Below are 15,978 nucleotides of genomic sequence, written 5' to 3'. Positions count from 1 at the left end.
ATATGACTTTAATTCAATAGTTTACACCCGATGTTGGAAACTTTGTCGCGTGACACTTGGGGATGACGATGTCGCGGTCGCCCCACTGCAGCAGCACCGGCACCTTCACCGCCGCCGCAGCATCGCCCGCGCCGGACTTCCAGACAGCCTTGGTGTTCGCCTCGTAGTAGGTCTTCACCCGCGCGAAACCGCCGGGAATGTTGTTGGTCATGTAGTACCAGTGCACCGTCTCGGGCTTCAGCCGCTCGGGCCGGCCGTAGAGTTCGGTCAGCGAATAGCGATAGAAGAACTCGGGCATGTAGTTGGGCACGAGGTTCGTGTGCACCCACAGGACCGATGAAACGAGAGCCGAAGTCTCGGTCGGAGGCGGCGCCTTCAGCGGCAGGGTGGAGACCGCCAGCGCCCGCACCTGATCGGGGTGGCGCGCGGTGTACATCGTCGCGATCGTCGCCCCGCTGGAACTGGCGACGATGACGAACTTGCCGAGGCCCTTCTGCTTCACGAAACGCTCGATCAGTTCGACGACGCTCGGCATCCCCTGCGAGGCACGGGGATCGACCGACAGCCCGTAAGGCGGCCAGTCGAAGCGGATCACGCGGTAGGAGCCCTTGAGCTGGTCGGCCCAGCCGTCCCAGATCCGCAGGTTCGACATCGAACTGTGGAGCATCAGGATAACCGGCCCCTGCCCTTCGTCGCGGACATGCAGCTTGACGTCGCCGACCATCTCGAACTTCGACGGCCCGGTCGCCTGCTCGGCCACGACCTGATCGTAGCTGGGATTCCACCAGCCAAGCCGCATCGTGCCCAGCGTTCCGGCCGCGACCAGCGCCACCGCCGCCACCACGCCGCCGACGATCCTGCCCACCCGGCGCTTGCCTTTACGCTCGGCCCGATCCCTGTCGCTCATCCATGATCCCCTGTGCTGAAACGCCGATGATGACGGGGAGCACGGCGCGGCTCCAATCAGTAGATTGCAATGAGCCATACCCGCACCGCATGGCGCCACACTTCGCGAGCCAATGTCTCCGGCAGGCGGGCAAACGGCGCTTCCTCCACGAATGAGCAGCGGGAAATCGCGCTATCGAACGCGCCGAACCGACAGAGGGAGACCACGATGCGCCACGCCACGCCCCCGCCTTATGTGCTCGCCGCCTGCGCCTCCGCGCCGCAGTGCGTGTTCGCGAACGGCGCCGTGGACCGCGCCGCGATCGACCACAACATCGCGCAGACCATCGACCTGACCGAGCGGGCGGCCGGCGATCACGGCGCGCGGCTGGTCGTGTTCCCCCAGTTCGGCGTGACCGGCTACGCCATGGTTTCCCCCGAGGCCTGGCACGACGCCGCTTTCGCCCTGCCCGGCCGCGAGATCGAGCGGATCGCGGAAACCGCCCGCCGCACCGGCGCATGGATCGCGGTGCAAGTGCCCGAGCGCCATGAAGCCTTTCCCGGCCGCCACTTCCTCTCCTGTGTCATCGTCGGCCCTGACGACGGGATCGCCCTCGTCCACCGCAAGGGCTATTCCCTCTCCCTGCGGACCAGCCCGATCGACGTGCATGACCGCTTCGTCGAGGTCTTCGGAGAGCGCGCTTTCCACCCCGTGATCGACACGCCGCTCGGCCGTCTCGGCGGCACGATCGGGGCGGAACTGCACTGGCCCGAAGTGTGCCGCTCACTGGCACTCAACGGCACCCAGGTGGTCCTTAACCCCATAGCAGCGGCGCCACACCTCGACTATCTGCAGCGACCAGGCGCGCTCCACGTCAGGCCGGCGCGCGCTTTCGAGAACATGGTCTATCTCGCCACCGCGAACATCGCCGGACCATCCGACACACCCCCTTCGACCATCTTCGATTACAAGGGTGCATCCATCGCACAGCCTGCCGACGGTGCGCCCGGAATCACCCTCGCCACGATCGACATCGCCGCGCTGGAGGACTGGCGCGGCCAGCCGTCCGCCAATTTCCTCGCCCAGATCCAGCCAGCCACGACGGTCCACCCCGATCCGCACCTCCATTGGCCCAGCAACGCATGGCCGGCGCAGGCACCATCGACGTTCGACGATCTCGCGGCCATGGAGGCCGATACATGGCGCAAGTTGAATGCGCACTGGGCCTGAGTGGATTGCCCATCCAAGTGATTGCATAGTTAAATACAAATAGGTATCTATATACTCGGAAATTTGCGCTAGATCGCGATCTTATCGAGTAGCTCAAGCATGAATTCCGCTCTCGAAGATGACCAGGCAGCCCCCATCGAAGCCGACGCTCTCATGGCGTTCGGCAACATGTGCGGCGCCTTGTCGTACTGTCCAGAAGCAACTCTGCGCATCTTTGCCGGGCAGGCCTTGCGCCACACCCTGATTGCAGCGCTTCGGCAGGAGGGGCATGGCTTTACGGAAATGCGCTTCCATGCCTGGTTCGCGGGGCTGACCACGCTCTCCGAAGACAGCCCGAGAAGCGCCCGCCCGGCCCGCGCCTTGTGCAATGCGATCCTGACCGAGCTTGCCAACTGGGGCGATACGGCGCTCGCCGCCGCCGCGGGCCAGCTGCAGGCCGCCCTGCTCGCCCCACTGGAGGGCCACGACGAGAACGCGAACGCCGAGGCCAATCGCATTTTCGAAGCCGCACGCCTGCTGATCGGCACCCTGCCGCCCCCGCAGACCTCCCCCCTTGCCGACCTGGCAGCGCTCCACGACGCGATCGCCGGCAGCATCGACTTTGCCCCGCCGGAACGGACGACCGCACGGCTCGCCACGCCGCTGCGGCAATTCAAGATCGAGGTCCCCTCCCTCAAGGCCCCCCTCTGGGCGATCGACCTGATCTTTTCGCGGCGCCTGTTCGACCAGCGGAACCTGCGTGCCGCCCTCCCCCTTCCCGGCCTCACCCGAGCCAACGCCATAAGTGAAGCGGACGTCCTGCAGCGCCGGCTCATCTTCGCCGAATCCATGCAGAACGCAGTCGGTCCAATGCTGACTATGATGCGCAACGCCGATGCTCTCGCCCGCTTCGCCCATACTCCGGCACCGGGCCGTCGCGGCAATTCGAGAGCACCCTTGCTGATGGAATTGCTGGCCGGCTTCGGACCGCTGCGCTCACGGCAGATCGAGACGATACTCGGCGCCTCGCGCCTCGGCGTCGCGGGAATGATCGAAAGTTGGGAAGCCATGGGCGCCATCAGCCGAACGACGATCTCGGGTTCGCACCTGCTGGAAATGCGAAACACGCGAAGAGCCTCGGAACAATCCCCGAAACCAGAGGCGCGCGTATTCTCGACGTCGGCCCTGGCCGACTACGAGGCATCGATGGAGGCTATCGACCGCCTTCTGGCACGTCACGATGACGAGCGACACGGCGATGGCTAGACCTGACCGACCGGCGCCCGCAGACCTTCCCAATGCAAGATGGCGTCAATTTAACCGGATTGCCCCGTTTTTGACCTCCTCGCAAACGGGCCTTTCAGCGCCATAACGATCGCAAGACAGCCCGCAGGTCATAAATCCCGCAACGGCGCTCTACGAGCCCCTGAGGGCAAAAATCGAAATTTCGAGGCCAACACTATCCGCATCAGCCCCGAATATACGTCAACCTTCGATGAGGTCGCGAATGGCGGTCATCAGTTCGTCGGTAGATGCGCCTGAGCGCGGAACGATCTTCAGGGTCAGTCCACTGCGTGTCGACCGGGCGTAGCGGAGCATCGGCTTGCCGTTCGCGGCCTTGACCACCAGTTCACCACCACCGGCCTTTGTCTTGGCTACGGTCGCCGCGATAAGCCGCTTGGCGACTTCCGGACCCGACAGTTTCACGCCGAGGTCCGCGCGCTCCTCACGCACGACCTTGCCCTCCTCTATCATCAACGCCAGCGCGCGCGGGTCACCGGTCAGCGGCTTGACGTCGCGCGCCACGCGCACGGTGAGGTCATGGGTATCGGCGAAGATCTCGACGATCTCCGCAGGCAGCCGCGCCACGTCGAGCAGGCGGCTGAGCCACGAGCGCGAGATCTTGAGATGCTCGGCCATCTCGCTCTGCGAGCCGTCATAGAACTCATCGAGCGCGCGAAGATATTCGTTGGCGCGCTCCCAGTCGGAGATGTCCTTGCGCGACCGGTTCTCGATGTCGGAGACGCGGAACGCCTCTTCGTCCGATACATGCTGGATGGTGACGAGGTATTCGTACTCGGGATGGTGGTGCGCCCGCAGCCACTGGACCGTCCACCAGCGACGCACGCCGGCGATGATCTCGTAGTCGTAGTCAGGGTCGTTCGTCAGCCTGCGGACGATCGCCGGGATGCGCTGCTTCTTCGCCGAGAGGAACGCATCGATCAGGTCGCGGCAGCTCTCCTCGTCGAGGTGGTCGAGGTCGCGGTTGTGGAGCCGCCAGGGACGGCACCGTGCCGGGTCCACCCACTCGGTCCGGTCAGTGACGACCTTGCCCGAAGCCAGCCGTGCGAGGGTCTGGCTCCGGCTGGCCATGATGCTTTCCGAGGGCGCCGAGTTATCCAGATCCGCGTCATCCAGCCCATCGGTGAGGCTGCTCCCAAATCCGCGATTGCCCTTTGCCATAGTCACTTCCCGTCCGCCGCAGCGCCTGTTCCAGTGTCGGTTGCCACGTGGCAACACCGACACACATTCCCGTTTTTACTCTCGAACCGGATGCAGACAACAGCCGGACCGAAACTCACACCGCCTTGAATTAAGGCGATTTTCCTATTCGTTGCCACGTGGCAACTGCTCAATCCACCCGGCCCGCCCGGCTTGCCCAGGTGCGCAGGACGTCCTGTTCGATGTCGTGGCAGACATCGTTGAGGAAGCGAACGCAGCGGTTGTGCACCTCGTGCGAGGTGACCGGGCGATCGAGTTCGAAGACCGTCTTCATGCGCGAGCTGGCGTTGTCGATTTCCGCGCTGACCTTGAGCACGGAGTTGATCATCGAACCGCCGAATACCTGTCGCATCATACTCAGGATCTCGCGGTGCATGGACTTGCTGTCATCCACGCGGCTCGCGACAAGGCGGATGAAATTGTAAGCAGGGCGCACTCGCCCGCCCAGTTGCTCCAGCTGCTTCATGGTGGTCCGGGCCATGTCGATGAACGAGACGGTCGAAGCGAAATCGATGACGCTCGGCGGCGCCGGAATGACCATCGCATTGGCGGCCTGGAGCACCGCCATCGATACCATGCCGAGCGCCGGCGGCGGGTCCATCACGACGATGTCGTAATCGTCGACGACTTCGTCGATGGCCTGGGCAATGATGTCGATGACGTCGAAGCTCTGGTTCTGGGCCAGGTAGCCGGCGATCTCGTACTCCAGATTATAGAGCTTCAGATTGGCCGGGATCAGGTCGAGTCCGAAGAAGTGCGTCTTGCGGATGATCGAGCGGACGCCAAGCAGTTCCGGATTATGGAAGTGCCCATAGAGAGTGTCGTCCTCTCCCAGGTCCACGTCGGGACGATAGCCGAACATCATGGTCGAACTGGCCTGGCTATCGCAGTCGATGAACAGCACGCGGTAGCCGCGGATCGCGAAGTGCTGCGCCATGTGCAGGGCGAGGGTGGACTTGCCGACGCCGCCCTTGAAGTTCGATACCGAGAGGATCGCCGGGGTATCGCCCGGCGCACGCCAGGGCCGCGTGCCGAAGACGGCGCGCATGTGATCGAGTTCCTCCAGCGTATATTGCACGCGGTGACCCGACGCCGTGCGATCTCGCTCGGGCAGGCGTCCATCGCGCTCGGCCTCACGAATGGCGGACGCAGTGCGGCCGACCAGCGAGGCTGCCTTGGAGATCGGGAAGGAAGGGCCGACCTTATGGCCCGTCTCCGGATCGAGCGCGCCGTCGCGGATACGCTTGAGAATGGTGAGAGCCTTGCGATGAAGCAGGCCAAGGCTATCTTCCAGCAGTTCGTCGCCGCTGATTTCAGAAGGAGCAGGGGTCGTCGCCATAGATACCCGTCTTGTGAGTTTGAGGCCCGACCCTACCCGCGTTGGAAGTTTCGAGCAACGACCCGTCCATCAGTGTTACAAAACCACCGATGATCTCCGTGCTTTTTGTCCCTTTCCGAGTCGCACAAAGCGAATGCGCGACTCGAATGACCGATGATCTCGGTGCCGTTGGCGAATCCGCTGCTGCAAAATGCCCCTGCCCCGCCGAGTGATTCGCGTTTCGACCGTTCCGAAATCGCCGTTTTCCCCCGCCACCGATGATCTCGGTGCACAGCGATGATGACGGTGCGTCAGGGCGATGATCTCGGAGCCGTTTGGACCGATGATCTCGGAGCGCAAACCTATACAAGAATCCCTAATCAAAATCCGATTCGCGAATCGGTTCGATTTGAAAAGCAGGGATATTTGGGTTCAGCTCCAAGAACGCACCGAGATCATCGGTAAGGTTGTAGGTTTGAACCGCTAATTCCTGCCGAAACTGCCAAGCTCCTTGCCAATCCGGGCGAAACCTGTTGTCTAAGCGGCAGATGACAACCCGATGAGTCGGGCAAAGCAGGGCGATATGAACTCGGATAGCAGCAAGCCGATTGGACACCAGTATGCCCTCGCCATGCTCGATGGCGGCGAGGAGCAGGTGCGCTCGCTTGCCCGAGCCGCCGGTTCGCAGCTGACGCTGGATGCGTTTCTGCGCGTCCACGACGAGGAACCGGTGCCCGCGTTCCTCCACTCGGCGCTCTGTGCGATGTCGCTGCCCACGAAGCGGCCCAAGGACGAGACGCAGCCGATCCTGCGCGAAGACGGCAAATATGCGCTGGCCATCAACCCGCGGCCGGTCCTGCAGACGGTGGACGGCAAACCGGTCCTGCGCAGTCTTGGCGTGCCTTACGGCGCCTACCCACGTGTCGCGCTCATCTACCTTCTGTCGCAGGCGGTCTCGAAGCGGTCGCGCGATGTTTACCTGGGGCGCAACTTTACAGAGTGGATGCGCCGCCTCGGGTATCAGACCGTGTCTTACGGACCGCGCGGTACGGCCAACCGCATGCGCGAGCAGGTCGACAGGTTGCTGGCCTGCGAATGGCAGATTCGCTGGGACGGGACTGAGGCCGGCGACAATGCCTTTGCGGTGCGCGACGTCAAGATTTCCAACGAGTATGCGGGATCGCTGGAAAAGAATGGCGCCTTCGCCCGCGAGATCCGGATGTCCGAAGGCTTCTACGCGCATCTCATCGACCATGCGGTGCCGCTCAACGAAGTGGCGATCCGCGAGTTGAAGGGCACGCCTACCGCCCTCGACCTCTATACCTATCTGGCCTATCGTCTGCCGCGCATCGCCGCCGACAAGGGGCAGACGATTTCCTGGGACCAGCTGGCGCGCCATCTTGGCAACGATGCGGACAGCAAGCGTTTCCGCCAGACCGTGCGCGAAACGATGCAGCTGGTCTCGGCCGTCTATCCCAACGCCAACATCGACATGTCCGGCCGCAAGGTCGTGCTCTATCCCTCTCCGGCGCCGCTGGAACGCAAGCTGGTCGGGCCGCATCTGCGGCTGCTGGGGGCGCCGGCGGCGAAAGAGGCACCGAGATCATCGGTCGCGTCAAAGGGCAAATTCCGCAAGGATGAGGCCGCCGAGGAGGAAGCCCTGCTCGAATTTCCGAACGGCAGCATGAGCTTCGGCACGCGAGAGGCGGCATACCGCAAGATCGGCCTCGACAAGGGGCACCCCTGGTCGGTGGACCAGATGGCCGATGCCTTCCGTGCCGGCTTCCCCGGAATTTCGCGCAAGCGCAGCGAAACCGAGTGGCTGCGCGTATGGGATGCCTTCGTCGTCAGCTATGCCAAGCGCAGGGGAGCGGCCGAAGGCGAGTGACCGATGATGTCCGAGCCGTTTGACGGTCAGGGCGGCGCTATGGTCAATCCCTGGGAGCGGTCGCCGACCGGTTCTATGAGGCTGCGGAAGTTGCGCGTCGTTGGCGAGGCATCGCGCAGATGGAACAGCACCAGCTGGCTGGAAAACGGCATGTCGATGGGCCGGAACGTCAGCGTATCGACATTTAGGCGGGCCAGCGACCGGGACAGGATCGTTATGCCGAGGCCCGCCGCGGTCAGCCCGACGAGCGTTCCGAAACTGTCAGCTTCCAGCGCCACCGTCGGACGGAAGCCGAGTTCCTCGCAATGGGTGCTCAGCATCTCGTTGAAGCCCGCGCCGTTCATCGAGCCGAAGAGGATCAGCTGCTCGCCTTTGATATCGGCAAGCGACAGGGGGCGATCGTGCCCGGCAAGGGGATGATCGCGCCGCATCGCCACCATCATGCCTTCGCACTGGAGTGGGAGCACCTGCATCTGCGGCAGCAGCGTCAGCGGTGAAAAGGCACGCAGGATACCGATGTCGAGGGTGCCGCGCTCGACGCCGCTGATCTGTTCCTCCCGCGGGAGCTCGCTCAGTTCGACATGCACTTCCGGGAACTTCGCCCGAAACCGCGCGAGCGCGTCGACGACATAGGACGTGAACGGCACCGAAGGCGAAAAGCCCAGACTGAGGCGGCCGACTTCACCCGAATCCGCCAGCTTGGCGATGCGTGCCGCCCGGTCCGCCTGTGCCAGCGTCTCGCGCGCCTGGGGCAGGAACTGCAGCCCGGCGCGCGTCAGCTTGACGCTTCTGCTGGTGCGGTCGAACAGGCGCACGTCGAGTTCGTCCTCCAGCGCGCGGATCTGCTGGCTGAGAGGAGGCTGGGATATGCCCAGACGCTGCGCGGCTGCCCCGAAGTGGAGTTCTTCGGCCACGCAGACGAAGTAGCGCAAGTGCCTAAGCTCCAAAGGTCACGCTCCGATTGAGAGGTTTTCGATATTGATCGTGCCTCCATATATATTGGACAGAAAAGATCCAAGCGCGCATCGGCGGTTTCGTGAGGGGTTCCTCTCACGATGCGGCCGGCCAACACCGCTCCCGAACAACAAGGCGGGTGACCGATCCGTTTCCTGACGCCGGAGTTGCCGGCCTGGCCCTTGTCATGCGCTTCAGCCGCGGCAGGGCAGGACGGCGCACCCGGCTTGCGACGAGGATGGCATTGAAGGGGCCGCGAGGCGCGGATCGACCGTGTCCGCGCGGCGCATGGAGAAGTCGATGATCGGTATCGTCAAAGTCGCCCTGAACCGCCCGCTGACGTTCATCGTCATGGCCATCCTGATTGCCGTCGGCGGGATCCTCGCCGCGCTCAGGACGCCGGTCGACATCTTTCCGGAAATCAAGGTGCCGGTGATCGCCGTCGCCTGGCAGTATGCCGGTCTGCCGCCGCAGGACGTGGGCGACCGCATGATCACGCCTTACGAGCGCGTGCTGACGACCACCGTCAACGACATCGAGCATGTCGAGAGCCAGTCCTACCAGGGCATCGGCATCGTCAAGATCTACTTCCAGCCGGGCGTCGACATCCGCACCGCGACGGCAGGTAACCTCGGTTTCCCAGACGATCCTCAAGCAGCTCCCCCCCGGCGCGACGCCGCCGCTGATCGTCAACTATTCCGCTTCCACCGTGCCGATCCTGCAGCTTGCGCTGTCGGGCAAGGGCCTGTCGGAGCAGCAGCTCTTCGACCTTGGCCAGAACCAGATCCGTCCGCGCCTCGTCACCGTGCCGGGCCTTGCCATGCCGTTTCCCTCGGGCGGCAAGCAGCGCCAGGTACAGATCGACCTCGATCCGCAGGCGCTGCAGGCGAGGGGCCTTTCGGCGCAGGACGTCGGCAATGCCATCGCCGCGCAGAACCAGATCAACCCGGCTGGCTTTGTCAAGATCGGCGCGACGCAGTACAGCGTGCGCCTCAACAACTCGCCCAGCACGATCGACGCGCTCAACGACATTCCGGTGAAGGTCGTCAACGGCGCCACCATATATATGCGCGACGTCGCCTACGTGCGCGACGGCAGCGCCCAGCAGCAGAACATCGTGCATGTCGACGGCAGCCGTTCGGCGCTGCTGACCGTGCTCAAGAACGGCGCGGCCTCGACCCTGGCCATCGTCAACGGGGTGAAGGAGACCATGCCTTCGATCCAGCAGACGCTGCCAGAGACGCTCAAGGTCCTGATCGTAGGCGACCAGTCGCTGTTCGTGAAGGCGGCGGTGAGCGGCGTCATTCACGAAGGCGCGATCGCAGCCGCGCTGACCTCGCTGATGATCCTGCTGTTCCTCGGCTCCTGGCGCTCGACGGTGATCATCGCGCTATCGATCCCGCTGGCGGTGCTGGCGGCGATCATGGCGCTGGCGATGTTCGGGCAGACCCTCAACGTCATGACGCTGGGCGGTCTCGCGCTCGCGGTCGGCATCCTCGTCGACGATGCGACGGTGACGATCGAGAACATCAACTGGCACCTCGAGCAGGGCAAGGGCGTCGTCGAATCCATTCTCGACGGCGCAGCGCAGATCGTGACGCCGGCGTTCGTCTCGCTGCTGTGCATCTGCATCGTCTTCGTGCCGATGTTCTTCCTGCCGGGCGTCGCGGGCTACCTCTTCGTGCCGATGGCGCTGTCGGTGGTCTTCGCGATGATCGCCTCGTTCATCCTGTCGCGCACCCTGGTGCCGACCATGGCGATGTACCTTCTGAAGCCGCACGCGCCCCACGGCGAGAACCACCACAACGCCGGCGAGCCCGGTTCGCGAAACGTGTTCGTCCGCTTCCAGCGCGGGTTCGAGGCGCGCTTCGAGAAGGTGAGGGCGGTCTACATCGGCCTGCTGCGCCGGGCGCTGGGCTCCAGCAAGCCGTTCATGATCGGGTTCCTGGCTATCGTCGTCGTCTCGTTCGGCCTGATGCCGTTCCTGGGCAGCAACTTCTTCCCGGCCGTGGACTCGGGCCAGATCGCCATGCACGTGCGGCTTCCCGCAGGCACCCGCATCGAGACCTCGGCCTCGCGGTTCGAGGAGATCACGAGTGAAATCCGCCGGATCATTCCGGCTGAGGAACTGAGCACCGTCACCGACAACATCGGCCTGCCGGTCAGCGCGCTCAACACCATCTATTCGAACAGCGGCACGATCGGTCCGCAGGACGGCGACGTGCTGGTCACGCTGAAGGAAGGCCACGAGCCGACCGAGCAGTTCGTCGACCGGTTGCGCGTCGAACTGCCCCGCCGGTTCCCCGGCGCGACTTTCGCGTTCCTGCCCGCCGACATCACCAGCCAGATCCTGAACTTCGGCTCGCCTTCTCCGATCGACATCCAGGTTTCGGGCAAGGACCAGGACGCGGCGCGTGTCTACGCGCACAAGCTGATGGCCAAGCTGGCGCGCATTCCCGGTATCGCCGACATGCGCCTGCAGCAGCCCGCACGCTCGCCGCAGCTCGACGTGGAGGTCGATCGTTCGCGCATCGGCCAGTACGGCCTCAGCGAGCGCGACGTGACGACCAGCCTTGCCAACTCGCTGGCGGGCACGGCGCAGACCGCTCCGGTCTTCTTCGTGAACCCGGAGAACGGCGTGTCCTATCCGGTCGTGGCGCAGGCGCCGGAGTACCAGGTCGGCTCGATGAACGCGCTGTCGGACATTCCGATCTCGGGCGCGGCGGGCATTCCGACGCAGCCGCTCGGCGCGCTCGCCTCGCTCACGCGGTCGAGCACGACGCCGGTGGTCTCGCACTACAACATCCAGCCGGTGATCGACATCTACGCGACCACGCAAGGGCGTGACCTCGGCAGCGTTGCGGGGGCCGTGCAGTCGGCGATCGATTCGCTGGCCAAGGAACTACCCAAGGGCGCCAGCGTCACCATTCGCGGGCAGTACCAGACCATGAACACCGCGTTCTCCGGCCTCGGCTTCGGCCTGCTGGGGGCGATCTTCCTGATCTACCTGCTGATCGTCGTTAACTTCCAGAGCTGGGTCGATCCCTTCGTGATCATCACCGCGCTTCCGGCCGCTCTCGCCGGTATCGTGTGGATGCTCTTCGCGACGGGGACCACGCTTTCGGTGCCAGCCCTAACCGGCGCGATCATGTGCATGGGCGTGGCGACGGCGAACTCGATCCTCGTCGTCAGCTTCGCGCGGGAAAAGCTTGCCGAACTGGGCGACGCCACCAAGGCGGCGGTCGAGGCGGGGCTCGTGCGCTTCCGCCCGGTGCTGATGACCGCGCTCGCGATGATCATCGGCATGGCGCCGATGGCGCTCGGCCTGGGCGAGGGCGGCGAGCAGAACGCGCCGCTCGGCCGCGCCGTGATCGGCGGCCTGATCTGCGCTACGATCGCCACTCTCTTCTTCGTCCCAACCGTGTTCAGCTTCGTCCACCGCCGCCGCAGCCATGGCGACGAGCAGACCCCTTCGATGGAAATGCAGCCCAGCCATGCTTGAACCCGCAACCACTGAAACCACCGCCCCTGAATCCGGCCCTGAATCCGGCCCGTCCAGCGGCACGCTCAAGAAGGTCGGCATCGGTGCCGCCGTCGTTGCGCTCGCCGTCGTTGCCTTCGGCGTCGCGAGCCGGATCAGCGCCACCAACGACCTCGAGGCGGTGGCTGCCGATGCGGCGGTCCCCACCGTCAGCGTCGTCTCTCCCGCTACCGCAGAGGGAGGCGACGGGCTCGTCCTGCCGGGCACGATCCAGGCCTACAACAGCGCGGCGATCAACGCGCGCACCAACGGCTATGTCCGTCGCTGGCTGGCCGACATCGGCGATCATGTGAGGGCAGGGCAGACGCTCGCGATCCTCGACGCGCCCGAGATCGACCAGCAGCTCGCGCAGGCCAGGGCCGATTACCAGACCGCGCTGGCCAACCAGCGCCTCGCCGCGACGACCTCTAAGCGCTGGCAGTCGATGCTGGCGCAGGACGCCGTCTCGCAGCAGGAAGCGGACGAGAAGGCGGGGGATCTCGCCGCCAAGACCGCGCTGGCCAACGCGGCGCTCGCCAGCGTGCGCGAACTGAACGCGAAGCACGGCTTCACCCAGTTGTCGGCGCCGTTCAGCGGCGTCGTGACCAGCCGCTCGGCGCAAGTCGGCGCGCTGGTGGTGGCGGGCAACGCGGCATCGCAGCCGCTCTTCACCGTTTCCGACGTGCATCGCATGCGCATCTACGTGCGCGTCCCGCAGGTCTATTCCTCGCAGATCCATGCGGGCATGAAGGCCAGCCTTACCCTTCCTGAGTTCGCTGGCCGGGACTTCGAGGCGTCGCTGACGCGCAGCGCCAACTCGGTCGATGCCCAGTCGGGCGCGATGCTGGTCGAATTGCAGGCGGACAATTCCGACGGCGCGCTCAAGCCCGGCGCCTTCGCCCATGTGCGCTTTGCCATCGACGGGGTCGGCGGGGGCCTTCGCCTGCCCGGCAGCACGATCCTTGCCGCAGAGGACGGCCCAAGCGTCGCGATCGTCGGCAATGACGGCAAGGTCACGCTGCGCCGGGTCACCATCGCGCGTGACGAGGGCAAGACGGTGCTGGTCTCGGTCGGCCTGAAGCGTGGCGACAAGGTCATCGATTCGCCGCCGGATTCGATCCGCACCGGCGACCGCGTGCGGATCGCCGCGCCGGACGGGAAGGGCGCGAAGGGGGCCGGCGGCAATGGCTGACGCCATGGTTGACAGGGGCATATCGACCGCGAAGCTGCTGGCCCTGCCGGTCGCTCTCGCATTGGGCGCCTGCTCGATGGCTCCCGATTATCAGCCGCCGCAGACCGCCGCTCCCGCGCAGTTCAAGGAAGTCGCCGGCTGGACCGCCGCGACTCCGCGTGACGGTGAGAGCAGGGGGCCGTGGTGGGATGCTTATGCCGATCCCACGCTGGCAGATCTCGAAGCGCGCGCGGCGAAGGCCAGCCCGACGCTTGCCGCAGCACTCGCGCGCTATGACGCCGCACGTGCGGCGGCGCGGGTCGAGCAGTCGGACCTGTTGCCGCAAGCGGGCGTGAGCGGTCAGGCCTCGCGGGAGCGTCTGTCGGAGAACCGGCCGCTCAGCACCGGCACGGCGCGCAAGTACAACGACTATACCGTGGGCGGCTCGATCGATTACGAGCTGGACCTCTGGGGGCGCATCCGCAACCAGGTGAAGGCGGCGACGGCGGAATCGGATGCGAGCCGCGCCGATCTCGCTTCCGCGCAGCTCAGCCTGCAGGCGGCGGTGGCCGACGCCTATTTCCGGCTGCGCGGCCTCGATGCCCAGGCGCAAGTGCTGGACCAGTCGGTCGAGGCTTTCGCCCGCGCCTATGACCTGACGGACAAGCGGCACTCGGGCGGCGTGGCCTCCGGGATCGACGTCAATCGGGCGCGCACGGTCCTTGGCAACGCGCGTGCGCAAGTGGCGACGATCGCCAACCAGCGCGCCGCGACCGAGCATGAGATCGCAGCGCTCGTCGGCGAAGTCGCGTCCGGTTTCAGCCTGCCGATGGCGGCGGCCGATCTGGCTCCGCCTGCGCCTCCGGCGGCGACACCGTCCGATCTGCTGCAGCGCCGCCCCGACATCGCCGCTGCCGAGCGCCGGGTCTTCGCGGCCAATGCCCGCATCGGCGTAGCCAGGGCGGCGTTCTTCCCGTCGCTGACGCTCGGCGCGGCTGGCGGGTGGGAGACCACCAACGGTCAGTTGCTGACGACGCCGAACACGTTCTGGTCGCTCGGCCCGCTGACCAGCCTGCTGACGATCTTCGACGGCGGGCGCCGCGCGGCGCAGGTGAAGATTTCCCGTGCGGACTATGAGGAAGCGGCGGCGGATTACCGCGAGACGGTGCTGACCGCCTTCCGCCAGGTCGAGGATGCCATCGCAGCGATGCACCATCTCTCCTCGGCGGCCGTCGCGCAGAAGGAAGCGGCCGACGCAGCGCAGCGGACGCGCGACATTGCGATGTCGCGCTATCGCGACGGGGCGGCGGGCTATCTCGATGTCGTGACGGCGCAGACCGATGCGCTCGATGCCCAGCGTGCGTACATCTCCGTGCAGACCCAGAGGATGCAGGCCAGTGTGGCGTTCGTGAAGGCTCTTGGCGGAGGTCTGTCGGTTTCTGACGGCGCTTCGGCGGGCGATTGAGCCCGTTCAGTTGAGCCTGAGCTCGCCCTGGAGTGCTTCACTCCGGGGAGGCTGCGCCGTTGGACCCGATCGCCCCATCAGGCACCGCGCGCCACCAACCAGCGTATAGACGGCATGGCGTCCGGCGCCCCGGTTCTGGTGATCGACGCGAAAACCCTGGTAGTGGCGCCGGATCAGTCCGGCGTGGACCAGTTCCGATACGGCGCGGCTCAGGTTGGTCTTGCCGGACTTGCGGATACGCTCATGCACTTCGGCGGCGATCACCGCCTCGGCCGCTTGCGGTTCCGCCGGGGCATTGCCGGAGGCGAGCAGTTCGACGCGCACTTTCTCCGCCAGCATCAGACGCCTGGGATCACGCGCGCCCATGGGCGCGAGTGCATCGCACAGCCAGTCCCGGAGCAGGGTCGTGCGACCTTCGCGCAGAATGAAAGGCCCGGCACTGCCGTCCGGCCGCGCGATTTCGGCGATGAGGCTGAGGACCATGAAAGCGTAGCGGGGGCGCGAACTGGCCTGTGCCACGCGGTCGAGGAGATCCGCCATGTCGCTGGCCCGCCCGCGATGCGGGGATAGAGGCTTGTGATGGAACATAGCGAGGCAAAATAGAGCACATAAACGGAATCGAGAGAATCCCCTTTCCGGGCTACCTTTCGCTTTGTCAGCAATGACACTTTACCGGGGGCAAAGTGTCACAGGCGAGATTCTTGTCCTCTCCGCGATTCGCTACGATCGGCGAACCTTTCACGCCAGTTGCCCCGATGCACGCGCAATGAAGCATAGCCTTGAATTGGTAAGACCGACTTGCGCGCCGGTTGGAGAAAGCATTGCCGGAATGAAGTAGGAGCATCGCGAATTGCGGCGGAATACTTCGGAAAAGTGTCATTTGCGGCACTTATCCTGCCTTCAGGAGGACTTGCCCCGACAAATCGCCACAGCGAATGCGCGCGTGAGCATCATCGCCGGGAAGATGTTGGCCGTCGCTGCTTCATTACCGCGCCACCCGCTCGTATGGTCCGGCGGCTGATTACGAAGCTTTGGGCCTCGCAATTGGACGGACAGGTTCCCGCG

General features: G+C 65.1%; 10 protein-coding genes and 1 pseudogene. 6 read left to right on the top strand and 5 right to left on the bottom strand.

Annotated elements, in window-relative coordinates; genetic code table 11:
• Window positions 1-13: 13 nt before the first annotated feature.
• Window positions 14-907, bottom strand: a complete 894-nt coding sequence (locus ACODRZ_RS20725) for an alpha/beta fold hydrolase (RefSeq protein ID WP_488986232.1) — start codon at window positions 905-907, stop codon at window positions 14-16.
• A gap of 207 nt (window positions 908-1,114) precedes the next feature.
• Between ACODRZ_RS20725 and ACODRZ_RS20720 the strand changes: the two genes are divergently transcribed.
• Complete coding sequence (locus ACODRZ_RS20720; protein WP_488970147.1) at window positions 1,115-2,116, top strand: nitrilase-related carbon-nitrogen hydrolase; 1,002 nt, start codon at window positions 1,115-1,117, stop codon at window positions 2,114-2,116.
• Between the two features lie 153 nt (window positions 2,117-2,269).
• Window positions 2,270-3,361, top strand: a complete 1,092-nt coding sequence (locus ACODRZ_RS20715) for a hypothetical protein (RefSeq protein WP_488970148.1) — start codon at window positions 2,270-2,272, stop codon at window positions 3,359-3,361.
• A 219-nt stretch (window positions 3,362-3,580) separates the two neighbouring features.
• On the opposite strand, the gene ACODRZ_RS20710 is transcribed toward ACODRZ_RS20715, so the two are convergent.
• Window positions 3,581-4,558, bottom strand: coding sequence for a ParB/RepB/Spo0J family partition protein (locus ACODRZ_RS20710; protein ID WP_488970149.1), 978 nt, complete (start codon window positions 4,556-4,558; stop codon window positions 3,581-3,583).
• Window positions 4,559-4,727: 169 nt separating this feature from the next.
• The gene (locus tag ACODRZ_RS20705; RefSeq protein ID WP_488970150.1) at window positions 4,728-5,936 is read right to left on the bottom strand and encodes an AAA family ATPase; all 1,209 of its coding nucleotides are present in this window, start codon (window positions 5,934-5,936) and stop codon (window positions 4,728-4,730) included.
• A 562-nt stretch (window positions 5,937-6,498) separates the two neighbouring features.
• On the opposite strand from ACODRZ_RS20705, the gene ACODRZ_RS20700 reads away from it, so the two are divergent.
• A complete protein-coding gene (locus tag ACODRZ_RS20700; protein WP_488970151.1) occupies window positions 6,499-7,803 on the top strand; it encodes a replication protein RepA in 1,305 nt (434 codons plus the stop codon).
• A 26-nt stretch (window positions 7,804-7,829) separates the two neighbouring features.
• Here ACODRZ_RS20700 and ACODRZ_RS20695 read toward each other — a convergent pair whose 3' ends face one another.
• Window positions 7,830-8,735, bottom strand: coding sequence for a LysR family transcriptional regulator (locus ACODRZ_RS20695; RefSeq protein ID WP_488970152.1), 906 nt, complete (start codon window positions 8,733-8,735; stop codon window positions 7,830-7,832).
• A 322-nt stretch (window positions 8,736-9,057) separates the two neighbouring features.
• On the opposite strand from ACODRZ_RS20695, the pseudogene ACODRZ_RS20690 reads away from it, so the two are divergent.
• The 3 genes and pseudogenes from ACODRZ_RS20690 to ACODRZ_RS20680 all read left to right on the top strand — a co-directional run bounded on the left by ACODRZ_RS20690 (window position 9,058) and on the right by ACODRZ_RS20680 (window position 14,913).
• Window positions 9,058-12,259: pseudogene (locus tag ACODRZ_RS20690) on the top strand (efflux RND transporter permease subunit).
• Window positions 12,252-13,469 (top strand): efflux RND transporter periplasmic adaptor subunit, encoded by a 1,218-nt coding sequence (locus ACODRZ_RS20685; protein WP_488970153.1) that lies wholly within the window; start codon window positions 12,252-12,254, stop codon window positions 13,467-13,469. Before ACODRZ_RS20690 ends, ACODRZ_RS20685 begins: the two are co-directional and overlap by 8 nt.
• Window positions 13,462-14,913, top strand: coding sequence for an efflux transporter outer membrane subunit (locus ACODRZ_RS20680; protein ID WP_488970154.1), 1,452 nt, complete (start codon window positions 13,462-13,464; stop codon window positions 14,911-14,913). The genes ACODRZ_RS20685 and ACODRZ_RS20680 overlap by 8 nt, the downstream gene beginning before the upstream one ends.
• A gap of 6 nt (window positions 14,914-14,919) precedes the next feature.
• Here ACODRZ_RS20680 and ACODRZ_RS20675 read toward each other — a convergent pair whose 3' ends face one another.
• Window positions 14,920-15,453, bottom strand: coding sequence for a hypothetical protein (locus tag ACODRZ_RS20675; protein ID WP_488970155.1), 534 nt, complete (start codon window positions 15,451-15,453; stop codon window positions 14,920-14,922).
• Window positions 15,454-15,978: the final 525 nt, after the last annotated feature.

It is taken from the genome of Novosphingobium sp. FG90 (assembly GCF_057808725.1).
This window is presented reverse-complemented; position numbering and strand designations above follow the sequence as displayed.

Bases quoted from the DNA above. Each gene is read 5' to 3' on its own strand.
- ACODRZ_RS20725 (WP_488986232.1), bottom strand. From the start codon at position 907: ATGAGCGACAGGGATCGGGCCGAGCGTAAAGGCAAGCGCCGGGTGGGC.
- ACODRZ_RS20720 (WP_488970147.1), top strand. From the start codon at position 1,115: ATGCGCCACGCCACGCCCCCGCCTTATGTGCTCGCCGCCTGCGCCTCC.
- ACODRZ_RS20715 (WP_488970148.1), top strand. From the start codon at position 2,270: ATGGCGTTCGGCAACATGTGCGGCGCCTTGTCGTACTGTCCAGAAGCA.
- ACODRZ_RS20710 (WP_488970149.1), bottom strand. From the start codon at position 4,558: ATGGCAAAGGGCAATCGCGGATTTGGGAGCAGCCTCACCGATGGGCTG.
- ACODRZ_RS20705 (WP_488970150.1), bottom strand. From the start codon at position 5,936: ATGGCGACGACCCCTGCTCCTTCTGAAATCAGCGGCGACGAACTGCTG.
- ACODRZ_RS20700 (WP_488970151.1), top strand. From the start codon at position 6,499: ATGAACTCGGATAGCAGCAAGCCGATTGGACACCAGTATGCCCTCGCC.
- ACODRZ_RS20685 (WP_488970153.1), top strand. From the start codon at position 12,252: ATGCTTGAACCCGCAACCACTGAAACCACCGCCCCTGAATCCGGCCCT.
- ACODRZ_RS20680 (WP_488970154.1), top strand. From the start codon at position 13,462: ATGGCTGACGCCATGGTTGACAGGGGCATATCGACCGCGAAGCTGCTG.
- ACODRZ_RS20675 (WP_488970155.1), bottom strand. From the start codon at position 15,453: ATGGCGGATCTCCTCGACCGCGTGGCACAGGCCAGTTCGCGCCCCCGC.